The organism is Nocardia sp. NPDC047038 (genome assembly GCF_040644075.1).
Lineage (GTDB): Bacteria > Actinomycetota > Actinomycetes > Mycobacteriales > Mycobacteriaceae > Nocardia > Nocardia sichangensis.
Genome location: NZ_JBEYVQ010000002.1, coordinates 157,981 through 177,329 on the forward strand (window position 1 = coordinate 157,981; position 19,349 = coordinate 177,329).

The 19,349-nt window shown below is 69.2% G+C and carries 20 protein-coding genes; 10 read left to right on the forward strand and 10 right to left on the reverse strand.

The genetic code is table 11. The annotated features are described in order from the left end of the window. Positions 1-128: 128 nt before the first annotated feature. The 5 genes from ABZ824_RS08910 to ABZ824_RS08930 all read left to right on the forward strand — a co-directional run bounded on the left by ABZ824_RS08910 (position 129) and on the right by ABZ824_RS08930 (position 5,728). Positions 129-1,199: an ROK family protein gene (locus tag ABZ824_RS08910; RefSeq protein WP_356962675.1), complete on the forward strand. Its 1,071-nt coding sequence runs from the start codon at positions 129-131 to the stop codon at positions 1,197-1,199. A 385-nt stretch (positions 1,200-1,584) separates the two neighbouring features. Beyond that, the gene (locus tag ABZ824_RS08915; RefSeq protein WP_356962677.1) at positions 1,585-2,742 is read left to right on the forward strand and encodes an amidohydrolase family protein; all 1,158 of its coding nucleotides are present in this window, start codon (positions 1,585-1,587) and stop codon (positions 2,740-2,742) included. After that, complete coding sequence (locus ABZ824_RS08920) at positions 2,739-3,692, forward strand: hexose kinase (protein WP_355071779.1); 954 nt, start codon at positions 2,739-2,741, stop codon at positions 3,690-3,692. Before ABZ824_RS08915 ends, ABZ824_RS08920 begins: the two co-directional genes overlap by 4 nt. Positions 3,693-3,935: 243 nt before the next feature. Continuing rightward, on the forward strand, positions 3,936-4,763 hold the full coding sequence (locus tag ABZ824_RS08925) for a class II fructose-bisphosphate aldolase (RefSeq protein WP_356962679.1): 828 nt from the start codon (positions 3,936-3,938) through the stop codon (positions 4,761-4,763). A gap of 98 nt (positions 4,764-4,861) precedes the next feature. Further along, positions 4,862-5,728 (forward strand): DUF559 domain-containing protein, encoded by an 867-nt coding sequence (locus ABZ824_RS08930; protein ID WP_356962681.1) that lies wholly within the window; start codon positions 4,862-4,864, stop codon positions 5,726-5,728. A 237-nt stretch (positions 5,729-5,965) separates the two neighbouring features. Here ABZ824_RS08930 and ABZ824_RS08935 read toward each other — a convergent pair whose 3' ends face one another. Continuing rightward, a complete protein-coding gene (locus ABZ824_RS08935) occupies positions 5,966-6,178 on the reverse strand; it encodes a DUF397 domain-containing protein (protein ID WP_356962683.1) in 213 nt (70 codons plus the stop codon). Positions 6,179-6,187: 9 nt separating this feature from the next. Continuing rightward, the gene (locus ABZ824_RS08940; protein WP_356962684.1) at positions 6,188-7,048 is read right to left on the reverse strand and encodes a helix-turn-helix transcriptional regulator; all 861 of its coding nucleotides are present in this window, start codon (positions 7,046-7,048) and stop codon (positions 6,188-6,190) included. 182 nt (positions 7,049-7,230) lie between these two features. On the opposite strand from ABZ824_RS08940, the gene ABZ824_RS08945 reads away from it, so the two are divergent. Continuing rightward, the gene (locus ABZ824_RS08945) at positions 7,231-7,533 is read left to right on the forward strand and encodes a hypothetical protein (RefSeq protein ID WP_356962686.1); all 303 of its coding nucleotides are present in this window, start codon (positions 7,231-7,233) and stop codon (positions 7,531-7,533) included. A 49-nt stretch (positions 7,534-7,582) separates the two neighbouring features. Next, positions 7,583-8,023 carry a DUF4254 domain-containing protein gene (locus tag ABZ824_RS08950; RefSeq protein WP_356962687.1) on the forward strand — a complete coding sequence of 147 codons (441 nt, stop codon included), beginning with the start codon at positions 7,583-7,585 and terminating at the stop codon, positions 8,021-8,023. Here ABZ824_RS08950 and ABZ824_RS08955 read toward each other — a convergent pair whose 3' ends face one another. The 6 genes from ABZ824_RS08955 to ABZ824_RS08980 all read right to left on the reverse strand — a co-directional run bounded on the left by ABZ824_RS08955 (position 8,024) and on the right by ABZ824_RS08980 (position 13,238). Beyond that, positions 8,024-8,308 carry a DUF3349 domain-containing protein gene (locus tag ABZ824_RS08955; protein WP_355071768.1) on the reverse strand — a complete coding sequence of 95 codons (285 nt, stop codon included), beginning with the start codon at positions 8,306-8,308 and terminating at the stop codon, positions 8,024-8,026. Between the two features lie 15 nt (positions 8,309-8,323). Further along, the gene (locus ABZ824_RS08960; protein WP_355071767.1) at positions 8,324-8,659 is read right to left on the reverse strand and encodes a DUF3349 domain-containing protein; all 336 of its coding nucleotides are present in this window, start codon (positions 8,657-8,659) and stop codon (positions 8,324-8,326) included. A gap of 11 nt (positions 8,660-8,670) precedes the next feature. Beyond that, a complete protein-coding gene (locus ABZ824_RS08965) occupies positions 8,671-8,949 on the reverse strand; it encodes a hypothetical protein (RefSeq protein ID WP_355071765.1) in 279 nt (92 codons plus the stop codon). Between the two features lie 11 nt (positions 8,950-8,960). Then, on the reverse strand, positions 8,961-10,223 hold the full coding sequence (locus ABZ824_RS08970; RefSeq protein WP_356962690.1) for an inorganic phosphate transporter: 1,263 nt from the start codon (positions 10,221-10,223) through the stop codon (positions 8,961-8,963). Between the two features lie 90 nt (positions 10,224-10,313). Continuing rightward, entirely contained in the window at positions 10,314-11,567 is a 1,254-nt protein-coding gene (locus ABZ824_RS08975) for a lipase family protein (protein ID WP_356962692.1), read from the reverse strand. 159 nt (positions 11,568-11,726) lie between these two features. After that, a complete protein-coding gene (locus tag ABZ824_RS08980; RefSeq protein WP_356962693.1) occupies positions 11,727-13,238 on the reverse strand; it encodes an ATP-dependent DNA ligase in 1,512 nt (503 codons plus the stop codon). Between the two features lie 93 nt (positions 13,239-13,331). On the opposite strand from ABZ824_RS08980, the gene ramB reads away from it, so the two are divergent. Together ramB and ABZ824_RS08990 are read left to right on the forward strand one after the other, a co-directional pair. Then, entirely contained in the window at positions 13,332-14,738 is a 1,407-nt protein-coding gene (gene ramB, locus ABZ824_RS08985; RefSeq protein ID WP_355071757.1) for an acetate metabolism transcriptional regulator RamB, read from the forward strand. Between the two features lie 26 nt (positions 14,739-14,764). Next, on the forward strand, positions 14,765-15,049 hold the full coding sequence (locus ABZ824_RS08990; RefSeq protein ID WP_356962694.1) for a hypothetical protein: 285 nt from the start codon (positions 14,765-14,767) through the stop codon (positions 15,047-15,049). Positions 15,050-15,102: 53 nt separating this feature from the next. On the opposite strand, the gene ABZ824_RS08995 is transcribed toward ABZ824_RS08990, so the two are convergent. Beyond that, positions 15,103-16,326 (reverse strand): MFS transporter, encoded by a 1,224-nt coding sequence (locus ABZ824_RS08995; RefSeq protein WP_356962695.1) that lies wholly within the window; start codon positions 16,324-16,326, stop codon positions 15,103-15,105. A gap of 74 nt (positions 16,327-16,400) precedes the next feature. Here ABZ824_RS08995 and ABZ824_RS09000 point away from each other — a divergent pair, with 74 nt between their 5' ends. Further along, positions 16,401-17,246, forward strand: a complete 846-nt coding sequence (locus ABZ824_RS09000; RefSeq protein WP_356962697.1) for a TetR family transcriptional regulator — start codon at positions 16,401-16,403, stop codon at positions 17,244-17,246. Positions 17,247-17,367: 121 nt separating this feature from the next. Here the strand turns inward: ABZ824_RS09000 and ABZ824_RS09005 are convergent, their stop codons facing one another. Then, complete coding sequence (locus tag ABZ824_RS09005; protein WP_356962699.1) at positions 17,368-19,197, reverse strand: acyl-CoA dehydrogenase; 1,830 nt, start codon at positions 19,195-19,197, stop codon at positions 17,368-17,370. Positions 19,198-19,349: the final 152 nt, after the last annotated feature.

The window sequence follows — 19,349 nt, forward strand, 5'->3', positions numbered from 1 at the left end:
CGCCGGGTACGGACGGCATCGTCGCGCCCGCAGCCACACCGTCGGCCTCGAGTCGACTCGAACTCGTGACATCACCACAGGCCGCATGCGCACCGTCGCGGGAGCCACCACGAACTACTGTGCCGAGGATGGGAACCGAGCAGCCGCGTGCGCCGTCGGGTGCGTCCGTGTCCGGATCGCGCGGCGCGGGGACGGACCGCGCCTGCCCCGGCGACCGGCCGACCGCGCGGCGAGGTTCGGCCGGGCAGCCCACGGACATACTCGGCGCAGCGGCGCGGGCGCTGCCGGACGACGCGCTCGTGCTCGGCATGGATGTCGGCGGCACCACCATCAAAGGCGAGATCACCGACGCGGGGGGCGCTGCGCTGGCCGTGGGCACCGTGGCTACACCGCATGGTCCGGCCGCGTTCGATGCCATGGGCGAACTGGGCGATCGGTTACTCGGGGGACTCCCGGAATCCGACCGCCGCCGGGTACGTCGCGCCGCCGTCGTGCTGCCCGGCATCGTCGACACCGCCCGGTCGGTCGCCGTGTTCAGCAGCAACGTCGGCTGGCGGGACGTGCACGTGGGCGACCGCTTCCCCGAGCGCTGGGGTGTACCGACGCTGATCGAACACGATGTCGCCGTGGCCGGTTGGGCGGAATGGCGGTACGGCGCAGGGCAGGGCCACGAGAATGTGTGCGTCGTCATTCTCGGCACCGGTATCTCGGGCACGCTGTCGGTCGGCGGGAGGCTGGTGCGCAGCAGCTACGGCCAGGTCGGCGAGTACGGGCACGTGCCGGTGCGGCGTGCGGGCGGATTGCCCTGCCCCTGCGGCAATACCGGATGCGTCGAGACGGTCGCCTCGGGCGCGGCCATCGCGCGGGCCTACACCCGGCGCACCGGACGCGAGACCGGCGGCGCGGCGGAAGTTTTCGCACTCATGTCCACCGACCCCGACGCCGCCGCCGTCGTGGCGGACGCGGTCGACGCGCTCGCCGACGGTCTGGTCGGCATCGTCCACGCGGCCTGCCCCGAACTCGTCGTCCTCGGCGGCGGGCTCGCCGGAGCGGGCGCGGCGCTCACCGACCCACTGCACCGCGCCCTGTCCGACCGGCTCCGCCTGGTCCCCGCTCCCCGAGTCGTCCTCGGCCGGTTCGGCGCCCGTGCGGGCTTGGCAGGCGCCGCCCTCTTCGCCCGCAGCGGAGCGTTGACATGACGTCACCCGCGCGGCCGGCGAACCGAGGACCCCACGTCTCGCCGAGCGTGCCTCTCGACAAGGGCCCCGCGCGGGTCTTCAGGGCCGGATCGTCGTACGGGCGACCGCGCGGCGGCTCGATGGCAGCACAGCCCGGCCACGTGGTCGGCACCGCGAGTAGCGCCAGTGATCCTGGGTCCAATCCCGTCGAGACGGTTGCCGCCGGACACGGTGACCACCTGCGCGCCTCGAACCCGTGCGGCGCGGTCCCGCATCCGACGACGTACCGCTTCCGGATCATTCCGGCCGCCCGGCCGTTCGTCGATAGTCGCGCACGGCAAACTTCAGCCAGCACAGTGGACATCCCTATCCAGCAGCCGGTCCGCGCGAGCCGAGGGGCACTCGAATGACAGCACACACACAGCTCATCCGGGGGCGCATCGTCTCGGCGAGCGTCACGGTGGACGACGGCGTAGTGATGGTGTCCGAGGATCGGATCGACGCGGTGCGGTCGTTCGCGCAGTGGCGCGCGACGCATCGCGATTTACCTGAGCCGCCATTTTCGGGAACCGTGCTGCCGGGGCTTGTGGACATTCACAATCACGGCGGGTTCGGGTACCGGTTCGATACCGTGCGCGGTGAGCAGGCCCGCGCGGCGGCGCAATCGCACCATGCGCGCGGCTCGACCACCGTGGTGGCGAGCGTGGTCACCGGCCCCGCCGCGGAGATGGTGGCGCAGACCGCCACCTTGCGCGAACTCGCCGAGGAAGGCGCGCTCGGCGGTATCCACGTCGAGGGGCCCTTCCTGTCCGCGGCGCGCTGCGGGGCGCAGGACCCGCGATATCTGTGCGACCCCGATCTCGGGCTGACCGACCGGCTGCTGGAAGCGGGTGGCGCGCACCTGCGCGCGATGACGCTCGCGCCGGAACGTCCCGGCTACGCGGCCGTCGCGCGGCGGCTGACCGACAACGGCGTGGTGGTCGCGCTCGGCCACAGCGACACCGACTACGCGTCGTTCCGGAACGCGCTGGCTCCCAAAGGTTCAGGAAGCCTCGTGACGCACTTGGCGAACGGCATGCCACCGCTGCATCACCGGAACCCGGGCCCGGTCGCCGCGGCGCTGGCGGCCGCCGCGGGCGGTGACGTGACGGTGGAGCTGATCGGCGACGGCGTGCACGTGGATCCGGGCTTCGCCGCGCTGGTGTTCGCGACCGCGCCGGGGCGAGTCGCGCTGGTCACCGATGCCATGCAGGCCGCGGGGCTCGGCGACGGCGAGTACCAGCTCGGTCCGCAGCCGGTGACGGTCCGTGCCGGCGTGGCGCGCATCGCGGACGGCTCGATCGCGGGCGGCGTCAGCACCCTGCTGGAATGCGTCGCGCGGGCCGTGCGCGACGCCGGCGTCCCGCTGCGCGCGGCGGTCCTGGCGGCCACCTCGGTTCCGGCCGCCGCGCTCGGGCTCGCCGACGTCGGTGACCTGCGGCCCGGCTACTTCGCCGACATATTGACAGTCCGTGACAATCTCCACTTGCGTGGGGTGCTCAGACGTGGACAGTGGTTGAAGTGATCCTCACCGTGACAATGAATCCCGCGTACGACATGACCTATCGCGTCGAACGCTTCGAACGCGGGCAGGCCCACCGGGTCCGGTCGGTGGAGCAGCGCATCGGCGGCAAGGGCATCAACGTGACTCGGGTACTGAATCAGCTCGGCAAGTACGCCAGGGCCACCGGGTTCTCCGACCACGCCTTCGCGGCCGCCGCCGAACTGGAGATGCCGGTCGACTTCGTGCACGCGCTGCCCTGGGTGCGCCGCACCGTGGTGATCAGCGAATCCGAGGACGGCACGGCCACCGCGCTCTGGGAGCCGGGTGCGCGAGTCTCCAATCCGCATGCCGCCGAACAGTTGTCGGTCCGGGTGGCGGGACTGCTCCCGGAAATCGCCGGATTGGTCATCTCCGGATCGCTGCCCGGCGGCATCGAACCATCCCTGCCCGCCGAGATCGCCCGCACCGCCATCGCGGCCGACGTGCCCACCATCTGCGACGTCGACGGCGAAGCGCTGCGCTTGGCCGCCCAGGTGCCCGGCATCGTGCTCACTCCGGACGAGACCGAATTACAGCGCCTCATCGGCACCCGGCCGACGACCGCCGACGACATCGTCATCGCCGCGAAGCCGCTGATCGACAACGGAGTGCGCGCCCTGATCGCGACCCGCGGTCCCGAGGGGATCGTCGCGGTGACCGCCGACGGCGCGTGGACCGGGGCGCTCGCCGAACCGCTCGCCGGAAACCCCACCGGCGCGGGCGATGCCGCGGTGGCGGCGGTGATCGCCGCCCTTTCCTCCGAATCGCGCCCGGACTGGGCCGCCCTGCTCGCCGACGTGGTCGCGACCTCCGCGGCCGCCGTGGTGGTTCCGGTGGCCGGTGAGATCGACCGCTCCCTGCGCACCCGCCTCGCCCCGACCGTCCAGGTTCGGGAACTGGACATCTCCACACCGCAGAAGACTTCTCCATGACGGCCGAGCCGGTTCGCCGCTGCGCGCGAACGTGCGGAACGCTCCCGCGATGCGGGCGAGCCGGGCGATCCCGCGACCCTGGTCGCTTACGCGGCTCGCATGGCGAACCACATGCCGCGTTCACCCGCCGACGACCTCGGCATGCGGCGAGCCGGTCACGGACGCACAAGCCGGTCCCCAACGCATCCGGTCGCGCCTCCGCCGTAAACCCTGTACGCCGCTCGCCCTTGAAAGCACGCAACCATGCCGCTGACCTCGATACCGGATCTGATCGCCACGGCCCGCCCCGGCGGACTCGGCGCCTTCAACGTGATAACCCTCGAGCATGCCGAGGCGATCGCGGCCGCCGCGGAATCGGCGAGAAAGCCGGTGGTGCTGCAACTGTCGGAGAACACCGCGCGCCATCACCACGGCATCGCCCCGCTGGCACTGGCGTGCCTGCGCATCGCCGCCGACAGTGAGGCCGCGATCGCGGTGCATCTGGACCACGCCACCAGCGCCGAATTGATCCATGCCGCCGTCGATCTCGGCGTCCGCTCGGTGATGTACGACGGCTCGGCCCTCGACTACGCCGACAACCGCGCCGCCACCGCCGCGATCACCGCTTGGTGCCACGAGCGCGGTGTGCACATCGAAGCCGAGCTCGGCGAGGTGGGCGGCAAGGACGGCGCCCACGCGCCCGGCGCACGCACCGATCCCGACGAGGCGGTCGAATTCGTGACCGCTACCGGCGTCGACGCACTCGCGGTCGCCGTCGGCTCCTCGCACGCCATGCACACCCGCACCGCCGAACTCGACAACGACCTCATCGCCCACTTGGCCGCGAAGGTCCCGGTCCCCCTGGTGCTGCACGGCTCATCCGGCGTCCCCGATCACGGCCTGCGCGCCGCCGTCGAACACGGCATGACGAAGATCAACATCGCCACCCGCCTCAACATCCGGATGACCACCGCCATCCGCGCCCGCCTAGCCGCAGCCCCCGACCTCTCCGACCCACGCGAATACCTCACCCCCGCCCGCACCGCCATCCAGTCCGAAGTCGAACACTTCCTCCACCTCTTCGCCGGTTGACCGTCACGATTGGCACACCATCGAGGCCTCTTCTCGCGTTTTGCCACAGCCATGTGCCACTCGCGAGATTTGTCGGGGGTGGTGGGGAGGATGGGGGTATGGGGGAGATCGGGGAGGTTTTTCCGGGGAGTTGGGCGGTACGCGCAGGGGTGGTAAGCGCTTGGGAGTTGCGGAAGGACTTCGAGCGTGTGTTTCCGGATGTTCATGTCCGGAAGGGGATTCGGCTGGATGCGCGGGGGCGCGCGCAGGCGGTCGCGCATTGGGTCAAGGGCGCCGGGATTCTGGTCGGGTTCTCCGCGGCGGCTATGCATGGGACGCAGTGGCTGGACGATAAGCCCGCCGAGATCGCGCTGTCGACTCGTGCCCGGCCGCCACGGCACGTGCTGGTCTATCGGGACGCCATACCGGCGGACGAAGTATGCGGCGTCGGCGGATTCCGGTGCACCACACCGGCGCGGACCGCGTTCGACCTGGCCCGACGCCTCGACTTCGGCGAGGCGGTCGAAGTCGTCGACGCCCTATGCAACGCGACCCGGCTGACCACCGCGGACATCGAACGGCTGGCCGAACGGCACCCGCGCGCACGCGGCGCCACGAGCTTGCGCCGAGTTCTGCCCTACATCGACGGCGGCGCCGAGTCCATCCAGGAGACGCGTACGCGCTTGCTGCTGCGGCAAGCAGGACTGCCCGCGCCGGAAACCCAGATCCGTATCCATGGCCCGGACGGAATGACCCTCGCACGCCTCGACATGGGCTGGCGCAAATGGCGAGTCGCCGTCGAATACGACGGAGCCCACCACTGGACCGACCGCGACCAGCGCGCCTGGGACATCGACCGCACCGCCGCCCTGGAATCCCTCGGCTGGACCCTCATCCGAGTAAGCGCCGCCCTCCTGACCCACCGCCCCCGAACCATCACCGCCCGGGCCATGGACGCCCTCCGCCGGCACGGCGCCGACATCTGACGAGTGGCACACCATCGAGAGGCCTTCTCGCGTTTTGCCGCAGCCATGTGCCACTCGTGGACCTGAGCGGCCGGCGACGCATGCGAGGGGGCTGCGCCGCCGGCCGGTTCCGGTGGTGGGCAGGGCAGTTGCACACCGGTGAAGCTGTCGATGGATCGCTTCGCATCGACGGGGACACTCTTCCGGATGGAGCTGTGTTATGGGTGTCGTGAAGCTGTGAGTCTGCTGGGAGACGTGTCAGGTGAGGTCGGCGGCGCGGATCGCGGAGGTGAATCCCGCCCACTGGGTCGGCGTGAACGCCAGCGTGGGCGATGCGTCCGATGGACCCTCGAACTTGCTGTCCCGAACCAGGACCCGACCACTGTCGAAGCACACCTCTACGCATGCCTGACTGTCGCTGGAATAGGACGACTTGAACCAGCCCGCCACAGGGAAATTCGAGCTATCCACAATTCGAGCTTACAAGTCGTCCGCTTTGGCCTCGATCAAGCGGAGGGAATCCGTCCGGGACATGGCGTGCTCGGCGAGCGCGCTGTCGAACATCGTGTTGAGATGCCGCACCGGCTCGGTCTCCTCGATCAGCCCGAGCTGGACAAGAGTCTCGCTCCACGCGACATCCGGCAGCAGCGGGTTCTCGAAGCCGATCACGTGAAAGGTCGCGCCGCCGAGCAGTACTCCGCCCGGCGCGTCGAACGGGATGACCCTGATGTCCACGCTTTCCGGGTAGCGCTCGATCAGCGATGCCAGATGGCGAAGTTGCCCGCGAAGCACGTCGCCGCCACCGGTGCGGTGGGTAAGCGCCGCTTCGCCGATCACGGCGAGGAAGCGTAACGGATCGGGCCCGGCCAATCTTTCCTGGCGGCGCATGCGGACCTCGACCCACCGGTCGATCTCGACCCTTCGAACCCGCGCGAGGTCGTTCGTGAACAGCGCCTGTGCGTACTCGCGCGTTTGCAGCAACCCAGGGATCAAGACGCTCTCGTAAGTCCGAATGCTCTGCGCCCCGTGCTCCAACCCGTAGAGGCGGATCACCTCGTCCGACAACAACTCCGCGTACTCCGACCACCAGCCGCGTCGCTTCGCGATGTCGCGGAGCCGCAACATCTCCGCACGTTCGTCCTGGTCGAATTCGAGCAAGCTCATCAACTTTCGCAGCTTGTCCTCGGCCAGGACGCGTTCTTTCTCCACCTTCGACCAATACGACAACGTGAAGCCGAGTTCCTTGGCGATGACGGACGCGGAGACGTCGAACTCGGTGCGGCGGCGCTTGATCCGGAGCATGAGCTCCCAGCGCGCCACCGTGGGCGAGAGTGGTGCCATCGTCCGATGCGTCCTTCCGGCTCCGGCTGTTCGTCAGATGACCGTACCCGGATCCACAGGCGGTCGGATTTGTCAAATGGACTGGTCAACTTGACCTATCACCCTTTCGCGCCTACGCTTCTTGTGTTGCGCATCACAGCGGGGGCTTTCGACAGAACCCGCTCCGGCGGGGAGGGGTTCTGATGTCCGTGCACGTCGTCGACCGCATGTGGATCGTGAGCGATCGGACGCCGCATCAGGCGCGGCGGGTCAATGACGACGCGTGGGTGGTGTCCTATCTGCGTGGCCGGATGGTGAACACCGAGCAGGCGACGGCGGCTATCCAAGCGGCGGAGATGGTTTCGCTGACGGAGGAGTTGGTGCGCCCGGTCGGGCTCACCGCGCTGGAAGCGGTCGGCCTCGTCGTCCTCGAATCGCCGTGGGACACCGCGCCGTTGCGCACTCGGTTCCGATTGCCGCGTCCGGGCGGGCGGCATCGCCGATGATCCTTCACGTGACGCCCGGCGCGAAAATTCGATCCAGGGGGTTGACGCAGTGGAACCGCTGCCCACCAAAGAGCTCGTCCTGAAGGCTTGCCGCATGGCGCCGCATCGCGCCCACCCAGTCCTGGAGTCGGCTCACCTACTCGCGGGATTACACCAGCGCCGCCTGCGCTGTGCACCGGGCGGGACGAACGAGATCGACCAGCACCGCGCCCGCCTCGTGCTCGTCATCGACCGCTGGGTCGCCACCGAGACGTCACCGCCGCACGGCGGCGCACACATGCACACCGAAACCGTGGGCATGGTGGTCGATCGGCTCGCGCAGTTCTCCGCCAGCGCGTACGACACCCTCTCCGGCGCGCCGGAATGGGCCGTGCACAACGCCTGGGAGCGCCTCGCCGAACTGTCGCTGGGCTATGAAGATCTCGCCTACGAGGTCGCGGCGGGCGTGCGCCGCCTCCCCTATCTCAGCGGCCCGCGCGAACACCCGTGATCAGTCCTCGCCCGGCCACGCATTGGCCTCGACCCGGGCGCGCACCCGCGCCACGTCGGCTTCGGACGGCATGTCGTTGGTGATCTTGGTGATCATCACCTGGATGTCGGTCTGGTCGATGTCCGCGCCGCCGGAGCCGGCCAGCTCGGCGGCGATCCGGGCCACCTCCGCGTCGGACAGGCGGCGGCGCAGCAGGGCGAGCAGCGGGATGTAGTCGGCTTCCGGGACCCCGTCCGGGTATCCCACCCGCAGCCAGCTGATGATCGCGTGCAGGAAGGGAGGCATCGGCGGCGGCTCGGGTCAGTCGGAATCGGCGGGCGGATCGGCCAGCGGCCAGCCGCCAGCGGCCAGATGGGACGCGACGCGAGCCACGTCATGCTCGTCCGGCTGCTCCTTGGCGAGCCGCGCGATGGCCTCCTCGATCTCGGTGTGCGTGATCTCGCTGCCCGAGTTCGAAGCGACCAGTTCCTCGGCGATCGCGACCACCTCGTAGTCGGTGAGGTGCCGGTGCAGCACGGCGAACAGCGCCACGTAGTCCGACTGCGGCACGCCCTGCGGGTAGCCCGCGCGCAGCCAGCCCACAACTTTGCCGAGCAGTTTCGGCCGAACCGGGGCTGGTTTCACTGGATCGGTCACGCTGGCACTCCTTACGCCTGCCCGAACAGATGGATGCCGAATTTGGCCGCCAGGAACGCCTTCGCCGTGTACAGAATGCCGGTGACGATCGCCACGACGACCAGTACGAAGCAGGCAAGCGCGACCGCGAGGGCCGGATAGTTACGCCGCACCGTGCCCGCGTCGGTGGTCGCGGTCATCGACCAGAACCGCACCCCGATCGCGAAGATCATCGGCAGACCGGCGCCCAGCACCAGCCCGGCCACGATGACTTTCCACAGGGCGTTCAGATTGGTGACGAGAGTGTGCACGCCTGGTCCTCCTACACCTGGGCGGAGCGGTTCGAGTCCGCCGACGTGGTCCGGCCGCCCGCGGGCGGCACCGTCCGATCGCTTGTGGGCGGTGCGGCCTGATCGTCCGTGACCGGCGTGACCGCGGACGGGTCGGCCCCCTCGCCCGGCCACTCGTTGACGTTCCCGGTGTGCACCGGATCGCGCCGCGACCGCAGGTACATCAGCGTCGACAACCCGACCAGCAGGGCGAAGACCACCAGCACCCCGGCCAGTCCGCCGATGACGTGGGCGATGCCCCAGCAGATCGCCCCGGCGACCGCCGCAAGCGGCAACGTGAGCAGCCATGCGACCACCATGCGCCCCATCACGGCCCAGCGCACCTCGGCGCCCTTGCCCAGGCCGGTGCCGAGGATGGAGCCGGTCGCGGTCTGCGTGGTGGACAGCGGCAACCCGAAGTGGGCCGAGGTCAGGATGATCGCGGCCGAGGCGGATTCCGCCGCGAGCCCCTGCGGCGAGTCGATCTCGACCAAGCCCTTGCCCAGCGTCCGGATGATCCGCCAGCCGCCGAGGTAGGTGCCCGCCGCGATGGCGAGGGCGCACGCGGCCATCACCCACAGCGGCAGGTCGTCGTCCTTGGTGAGCGTCCCGTGCGCCACGAGCGCGAGGAAGATCACGCCCATCGTCTTCTGCGCGTCGTTCGTGCCGTGCGCCAGCGAGACCAGCGAGGCGGAGCCGATCTGGCCCCAGCGGAATCCCTCGGTGACCTTGCCCTCCTCGGCGTCGCGCGTGATCCGGTACACCAGCCACGTGCCGATCGCCGAGATCAGCGCGGCGACGATGGGCGCGAGCACCGCGGGCAAGATGATCTTGGTGACCACGCCGTCCGACCCGGACGCCCAGATCACCCCGCTCCAGCCGAGCGCGGCCAGCGTCGCCCCGATCAGACCGCCGAACAGCGCGTGCGACGAACTCGACGGCAGGCCGAACAGCCAGGTGAGCAGGTTCCACAGGATTCCGCCGACGAGGCCGGCGAACACGATGACGATCAGGTCCTGGCCTCCGACGGCGTCGAGTCGCACGATGCCCTTCGCCACGGTGGCGGCGACGGCCACCGACAGGAACGCGCCGACCAGGTTCAGCACCGCCGAGAGCGCGACCGCCACCCGCGGCCGGAGCGCGCCGGTGGCGATCGAGGTCGCCATCGCGTTGGCGGTGTCGTGGAAGCCGTTGGTGAAATCGAATGCGAGCGCCGTGACGATGACGATCAGGAGAACCAGTAATTCGACGGTCACGCCTCCAGTGTGCTGCACCCCCGGACGGCACAGTCATGCCGGTTACCGGAACTTCGTCCGGCCTCCCTGCACTAGGCTGATCCGTCCTGGTCAGCCGGTCCGGGTGCAGTGTGGGGCGACGGGCCGACCGGCGAACCGGTCATCGATCCACGAGTTGGCGCCGGGGATGCCGCTGAGTCCGACGAGGAAGTGCTCGCCGAAATGGACCCGGAAATCCACCTGCGTTCCGGCGCCACACCAGTCCGCGTAGAGCTTCTCCGCGCCGGCCAGCGGCACCCACGGATCGTGCGTGGCGTGATACAGGAACACCGGCACCGTCGGCGCGCTCGCACCCAGCCGATTGGCGGCCAGGATCTCCCTGACCATCGGCAGGTCGGTGGGCGCGGCGGCATGGGTGAGCGCCTGCACCGGAATGGGCGCCACGGCGCCGCCGAATTCCTCCGCGGTCATGCACAGGTCCTTGCCGACTTGAGCCAGCCGCCAGCCGTCGTCGTTCATCAGGCCGAGCAGCTCGGGGTACTCTCGCGCCAGTCCGAGGGTGGCGGCCAGGAAGACTCCGGACGCGGCGTTGCGTCCGTTCATGGTGGACAGCAGCATGTCGAAGTCGGCGGGGACACCGCCGAACGCCGCACCCACCAGATTCAGCTCGGGCGCGTATCGCGGGGCCAGTTGTGCGGCCCATCCGCTGGCGATGGCGCCGCCGGAGTATCCGGTGACCACGGTCGGCGCTTCCGGTCGCAACCCGAACTCCGGCGTGTTCACCACCGCCCGGATCGAGTCGAGCACCGCGTGCCCGGCCATCAGTCCCGCCGCGTACGCCTGCCGCGGGCCCTGATGATCGGGCACGAGCACGGCGTAGCCCTTGGACAGCGGAATCTGGGCGGCCCAGAACTCGGCTGTCGGCTCGCTCCTGAGTTTGTAGGACGGTGCGCACCGATGCCCGAGCGAGTCGATCGCGGCATTGAACGACAGCACCGGACGCGGCCCCGGTCCGGTCCACGGGGCCTGCGGCACGAGCAATGTCGCGACCACGGGCACCGGCAGGTCCTTCGAATCGGTGGACCGGATCAACAGTTCGGTCGACCGCAACGGGAACGCGGTCAGGCCCGTTCCGCCCGCACGGGACGCGAGAATCGCTCCCGGAGGCAGGCTCTCGAAGCCCGGCGGCGGCGTGTAGAAGGGATCGTCCAGCGGCGTGGGCAGGATTCCCGGATACTCGCGCGACGGCGTGAGGAACTGCTCGATCGGATTCGCCCGCACGGGCGTACCGACCGCACTCACCGCCAAGGCGCCCAGGAGTGCCGCCAACAGCAGGACATACCGTCCGCACAGCGATTTTCGCATCATCCCACCCGCCCGCCGATTCCTTGTCCGGAAGCACGAACCGGCCGGACCACTGAATTGTGGCGGCCATCCGGAACCTTGCGCTGCCCATACTTACAGTGGCTCGACGTGCTCGGCACGCCCGACACGCGCCCGGCGCGGGAGCGACCACGCTTCACATCACGGCAGTAGCGCCCGAATGGTATCGATGGTGTCCGCGTCGGCGGGTTCTTTGTCGGGGCGATACCGCACCACACGAGCGAAACGCAGAGCGACACCGCCGGGGTAGCGGGAACTGACCTGCACGCCGTCCAGCGCGATCTCGACGACGAGTTCCGGCCACAGGTACACGGTGTGCTGATCACGCGAGCGCTCGTGGCGGGGGAATTCGTCGGTCTGCCACCGCAACAGCGCGTCGGTGAGTCCTTTGAAGGTCTTGCCCACCATGACCGGCTCGCCGCCCTCCGGGTCGCGCGCGCCGAGATGCAGGTTGGACAGATAGCCCGTGCGGCGGCCGTAGCCCCATTCCGCGCCGAGCACGACCAGGTCGAGGGTGTGCGTCGGCTTGATCTTCTGCCAGGCCCGGCCCCGTCTGCCCGCCGCGTACGGCGCGGTCAACGACTTGACCATGACGCCCTCGTGCCCCGCGGCCAGCGCGGCGTCGAAGTATTCCGCGGCCGCATCGGCATCCGGCCGCAGCAGCGCGGGAATGGTGTGCTCGGCGGCCACCTTCGTCAGCGCGGCGCGCCGCTCGGACAGCGGAGCGTCGAGCAGGTCCTGCCCGTCCAGGTGCAGACAGTCGAAGAAGTACGGATGCAGCAGCAGCTCCCGAGTGGAGCTCACCTCGGCGAACCGGCTCATGGTCTCCTGGAACGGACGCGGCCGTCCGGCGTCGGTGAGCGCCAGCGTCTCACCGTCCAGCACGACGCTCGTGCAGTCCAGGCCCGCGACCAGCTCGACGAGTTCCGGAACGCCTGCGGTGATCTCGCGCAGCGTCCTGGTGAAGATCCGGACCCGGTCGCCGTCCCGGTGCACCTGAATGCGCGCGCCGTCCAGTTTGTGCTCGACGGTCACCTCGCCCTGGAACTCGAGCAGCGCCTCGTCCAGCGTCGCACCGGGCGAGGCGAGCATGGGCTGGATCGGACGGCCGACTTCGAGCCGGAACTCCGCGAGCGCCGCGGCGCCGCCGGTGAGCGCCGCGACGGCGGTGACCGGCAGGCGGCCCGACAACATGTACGCCCGGCGCACCGCACCGGGCGGCACGTCCGCGGCCACCGCCACGGCTTCGGCGACCAGGGCGGTGAGCGCTCCTTGGCGCAGTTCTCCGGTGAGCAGGCGCACCAGGAAGCCCTGCTCGTTCGCCGTCGCCGCGGACCACAGCGCCGCGAGCAGCTCCTTGCGCCTGGCCGCGGAACCGGCGCCGGAGACAACGGCCAGCTCGCTGAGCGCCGCGTGCACCGCCGACACGGTGAGCGTGGGCACCGGCGCGGGCGCGTGGTCGAGCGTGGTGAGCGTGCGCCACCCCGTACCGATCCGCCCCTGTGCCAGTTCGCCGGACGCCCAGGCGACCACGGGCACGAGCTCCTCCGGCGCGGCCGCGGTCAGCAGCCCGGCGAGCGTCGCGATCTTCGTCTTGCGTGACCTGGTCGCCCGCACGGTCTCCGAGGCCAGCACGACATCCGAGAACAACACCCTGCCGACGGTAGCCGCCGGGTACGACACCTGTCCGCGAGGAGTGTTAATCGGAAATTGGCACGGATGCGAAAGCACCCATAAGCTGGACGCATGGCCAAGACTTACGTCGGCGCTCGGCTGCGTCAACTGCGGACCGAACGCGGGCTGAGCCAGGTCTCACTGGCTCAGCAGCTGGAGATCTCGGCGAGCTATCTGAACCAGATCGAGCACGACGTGCGCCCGCTCACCGTGCCGGTGCTGCTGAAGATCAGCGACGTGTTCGGCGTCGACACGACCTTCTTCTCCGCTCAGGACGACACCCGGCTCATCGCGGAACTGCAAGAGGTCGTGATGGACGAGGAGCTGGGCATCGAGGCCGACGCCCAGGAGATCGCGGACATCGTCTCGGCGCACCCGAGCATGGCTCGCGCGCTGGTCAACATGCACAACCGCTACCGCAACACTTCCGCCCAGCTGGCCGCCGCCACCGAGGACCGGTTCGCCGACGGCGCGGGCAGCGGCGCGATCAGCAAGCCGCACGAGGAAGTGCGCGACTACTTCTACCAGCGCCAGAACTACATCCACGAGCTGGACACCGCCGCCGAGGATCTCACCGCGCGCATCCGTTTCCACGGCGGCGACGTGAACAGCGAGATCGCCAGGATCCTGCGCGCCCACGACGTACGGATCATCGAGCGCATCGACCTCGGCGAAGGCGTGCTGCACCGCTACGACCCGCAGACCCGCACCCTGGAGATCGCGCCGCACCTGTCCGGCGGGCAGCGAACCTTCAAACTGGCCGCCGAGCTGGCCTATTTCGAGTGCGGCGAGCTGCTGGAGAAGCTGGTCGAGGAAGGCAATTTCGCCTCCGAGGACGCCCGCAAGCTGGCCATGCTGGGGCTGGCCAACTACTTCGCCGCGGCGACGGTGCTGCCGTACACGCATTTCCACGAGGTCGCCGAGGACTTCCGCTACGACATCGAGCGGCTGTCGGCGTTCTTCACGCAGAGCTACGAGACCATCTGCCACCGGCTTTCCACGCTGCAACGGCCGTCGCTGCGCGGCGTGCCGTTCTCGTTCGTGCGGGTGGACCGGGCGGGCAACATGTCCAAGCGCCAGTCCGCCACCGGTTTCCACTTCTCGGCCAGCGGCGGCACGTGCCCGTTGTGGAACGTCTACGAGACCTTCGCCTACCCGGGCAAGATCATGACCCAGATCGCGCAGATGCCCGACGGCCGCAAATACCTCTGGGTGGCGCGCACGGTGGAACGCCGCGCCACCCGCTTCGGCCAGCCGAGCAAAACCTTCGCCATCGGTCTCGGCTGCGAATTGCGGCACGCGGCCCGCGTGATCTACGCCGACGGCATCGATCTCGACGAAGTGCAGCCGACGCCGATCGGTGCGGGCTGCCGAGTCTGCGAACGCGCCAATTGCCCGCAGCGCGCCTTCCCGCCCTTGGGCAAAGTGCTCGACATCAGCGAACACCGCAGCTCCGTATCGCCGTACGTGCTGAAGTAGTCCCACCGGTTCCGTAGGTTGTCGCTATGGCCGGTGATTCGCGGTACCCCATGCCCGCGTCGATCGTGCTGATCGCGACGCCGGAAGGTTGGCGGCACAGCGTCCTGGACACGCGGGGCGGGATGCTCTGCGGTCGGCTGGCGCGGATCGCCGCTGACGCCGCACCGGAGCAGGCGCGCGCCGCGGCGGTCGCGATGCTGCGCGACGTGGCCCGGGAATATCACGACACCGAAATCGAAGTGGTCTGGAATGGTCCGGAGCCCGAAAAAATGCTGACAGCTCAGGTGATTTCGTTGCGGCACCGTCCCTGAACGAACATCAGGCCGGTATCGGAGCACCGATACCGGCCGGACATCCTGTTCGCTCAGGCGGCCGTCGACCTCTGCATGCGGAGACCGATCCCCGTCATACCCAGTGCGGCGACGAGCAACAGGGCCAGCGTCCAGGCGAGGGTCGCGAAGCCGTGGGGCGCCGCGGCGGCAGCGACCAGCGGGCCGATGGTCGCGCCCACGTAGAAGGAGAACATCGCGACGGACATCGCGGCCGCGCGGGATTCGCCGCCCAGTTCACCCGCGCTCTGCAGCACGGCCGGCGCGATGATGCCCAGTCCGCCGACCAGAACGGCGAGCAGCACGGCCAGCACGGCCGGGTGAGTTCCCTCGAAGGTCGCGACCACCATCGCCGCGGCGGCGATCAGCACGCCCAGCGCGATCTGACCGTGCTTGGACAGCCGGGCCAGCGGCACCGCGAGCAGGGGAAGCGCCACCATCACCGGCAGCGCGCCCGCACGCAGCGCGAGTAGTTCGCCCGCACCTCGAACCACTCCGGTCAGTTCGAGGCCGGTGTACACCCCGACCATCACCGCCATGCTCATCGCGCCCGCGATCAGCATCGGCACCAGCGCCCGGATGCGCAGCACCGCCGGAATGGCGGCGTAGCTGTGCCGCAGCGGCTTGTCCCGGCCGGTGGGCGCGTCGGCCAGCAGCGCGGACCGCAACACCAGCGCGAGCACGGCGAAAGCGATCGCGGAGGCGACGAACACGGTGCGCCACGGCAATGCGGCGACCATCCACTGCGACACGATCTGCGCGACCACCGTCGCCGCGAGGAACGACGTGGCCACGGACATCGTGGCCACGGCACGGTGTGCGGGAGCGATGCGGGTCGCCACGTAGGCCATGATCGCGGGCGGGATCGAGCCGACCACCAGCCCCTGCGCCACCCGCAGGCCGACGGCCAGTGGAGCGCTGAACGCCAAACCGGTCAACAGTGTGACCGCTGCGGCCACCAGCATCCCGGTGACGAGCACCCGGCGGTGCCCATAGCGATCCGAGAGCGGCCCGAACAGGACGAAGCCGCCGGCGTAGCCGAAGGCGAACGCGCTGATGATCCAGGTCATCACGGCGGGACCGACACTCCAGTCGGCCCGCATAGCGGTGAAAAGTGGGATCGGAACGTACATCTGGCCGGTCGCCAGCAGTGCGGCCAAGACGAAGAAGGGCAGGGTGCGCCCGGTGTGGGCACGCGACGAGACGACTCGGGTGCGCGTCCGGACCGGAGCCACGGACTGAAGAGTGGGCATTGCCATGGGTCGAAGGTAGGCCCTGACGAACCGCGTTGTCAACCAAATAGTTGGTTTAATGGAATGGTAAAGTGTCCGTCATGACCGCCACGATGAAACGCAGTGACGCGACCAGGCAGGCCCTGTTGCGCGCCGCCCGCGACGAGTTCGCGCAGCACGGGCTGGCCGGCGCGCGGGTCGACCGGATCGCGGACGCGGCGGGTGTCAACAAGGAACGCATCTACGGACTGTTCGGCAGCAAGGACAAGCTGTTCGACGTCATCCTGATCGACACCCTGCGCGAGTTCATCGATGTGGTGCAGCCGCTGGCCGACACCGAACCCGGCGCGTACGTCGGCAAGCTGTACGACTACCACCGGGACAACCCCCAGCTACTGCGCCTGATGCTCTGGGAGGCACTGCATCGCGGCGCCGACGCGCACGACATCGATGGCTGGCGCGCCGCGCACTACGTGCGCAAATTCGATCGCGCGCAGGAACAGTTCGACGTGGACTCCGCGAACGCGGGCCGCCTGCTGCTGGCCCTGTGCGGCCTGGCCAATTGGTCACTCGCCGTTCCGCAGACCACCAAACTGCTGCTCGGCGAGGCCGCCGCGGAGGATGGAAACGCCACCCGCGCGTTCCTGATGGAGTTCGCCAGGGCGGCGATGCGACGCGACGCGGCCCCCGGCGAACGGGAAGCGCGCCTGCCCGAGGTCGAGCTGGTCAATGACTTGACCGCCGACGACGAGCCGTCCGGAGTCGACCGAGCCGCCCAGCGTCTCCGCGACGCCCAAGCCGCCGCCGACGCCGCCCGCGAAGAACTCGCTACCGCCCTACGCGCCGCCCACGCCGCGGGCGCGAGCGCCAACCACCTCGCCCGTCAGGTCTCCGGCACCCTGTCCCGTCCCGTGGTGCTCAAACTCTTGTCCCAGCCCGAACCCTGAACCCGCCGCGAGCGACATCACCCGCCCGAACAGCGCACTCGATGCCGAGGCTCGAGACTCGACGCGCCCAGCGCACCGCAGCTACGTCTTTCGAGCGAAGCGAGACCGAGCATGCGGCCGATCAAAACGCACTTTCTTCGAGGTTCATGATGTCGTTGTCCAGCGTCGCGACGATTCCGCGCACCGCGCTCAGCGTCGGCAGCACGTTCTTGACGAAAAAGCTCGCGACGGCGACCTTTCCTGCGTAGAAAGCGCGGTCCTTCTCCGGTGCGTCGGCGGCCAGCGCGGCGGCCGCGATCTCCGCCTGGACCAGCAGCCGCCAGCCGATGAGCAGATCGCCGACCGCCAGCAGGAAACGCACCGAACCAAGACCCACCTTGTACAACTCGGCGGGCTGCTGCTGGGCGGCCATCAGGAAGCCGGTGAGCGAGGCGGCCATGGCCTGTACGTCCTCGGCGGCCGTGCGCAGTAGTTCGCGTTCGGTGTCGAACCGCCCGGTCTTGGCGTCCAGGAACGCCGCGATCCGCGCGTTGACGTGGCCGAGCGCCACACCTTGGTCGCGAATGACCTTGCGGAAGAAGAAGTCCTGCGCCTGGATGGCGGTGGTGCCCTCGTACAGCGAGTCGATCTTCGCGTCCCGGATGTACTGCTCGATCGGGTAGTCCTGGAGATATCCGGATCCGCCCAAGGTCTGCAACGATTCCGTCAGGTACTGGTAGGCCCGCTCCGAACCGACTCCCTTGACGATCGGCAGCAGCAGATCGCTCACCCGGTGCGCCAACTCGGGGTCGGCGCCCGAAACGAGCTGCGCCACATCGGCGTTCTGATGGGCGGCGGTGTACAGATACACCGCCCGCAAACCCTCCGCGTACGCCTTCTGCATGGCCAGCGAACGTCGGACGTCCGGGTGCTGGGTGATGGCCACACGCGGCGCGGCCTTGTCGGTCATCTGCGTCAGATCCGCGCCCTGAACGCGCTCCTTGGCGTAAGTCAGCGCGTTGAGGTAACCGGTCGACAGGGTGCCGGAGGATTTGACGCCGACCATCATGCGCGCGTTCTCGATCACCTGGAACATCTGCGCGATGCCGTTGTGCACGTCACCGACCAGCCAGCCCTTGGCGGGCGTGCCGTGGCCGCCGAAGGTCAACTCGCAGGTGGGCGAGGACTTCAGGCCCATCTTGTGCTCGACCCCGGTGACGTACACGCCGTTGCGGTCGCCGAGTGCCAAAGTCTCGGGGTCGAAGAGGAACTTGGGCACGTAGAACAGCGACAGCCCCTTGGTGCCCGGCCCGGCGCCCTCGGGACGGGCCAGCACCAGATGGAAGACGTTCTCGGCGGTGTCACCGACTTCCGCGCCGGAGATGAAGCGCTTGACACCCTCGATGTGCCAGGAGCCGTCCTCTTGCCTGATCGCCTTGGTGCGACCGGCGCCGACGTCGGAACCGGCGTCGGGCTCGGTCAGCACCATGGTGCCCTGCCAGCCCTTCTCGAATCCGATCGTGGCCCAGTGCCGCTGCTGCTCGGTGCCGACCTCGAACAGCACGGACGACATGACCGGGCCCATGTTGAAGAACGACGCCGACGGATTGGCGCAGGTGATCATCTCGGCGACCGACCAGACCAGCGTCGCGGGGGCCGGGGTGCCGCCCATGCCCTCCGGCATGCCGAGCCTGCTCCAGTCCGCGTCGCGCACGGCGGCGACGGTCCTACGGAGCGGCTCCGGAACAGAGATCGAGAAAGTGGCGGCGTCGTAGACGACCGGATCGCGGTCGGCCGCCGCGAAGGAGTCCGCTACCGGCCCCTCGGCCAAGCGCTTCACCTCGGACAGGATCTCCCGGACGGTGTCGGAATCGAGGTCGCCGTAGGCCCCGGTATCGAGCAGCTTGTCCAGCTCGAGCACTTCGAACAGGTTGAACTCGATATCCCTCAGGTTCGCCTTGTAGTGGCCCACCTGGTCCTCCTCGACTCGAGTCCGCGGCCCGCCGCCGCGGCATGGGACGGTTCAGACGTCGTACGAATCGAAGCGTGCCGTATCGCGCCGACGCTACGCAACCGTAGCCACATCCGCCCCGGCCAGCGGGTTTGCCGGGATCTCACAACTGT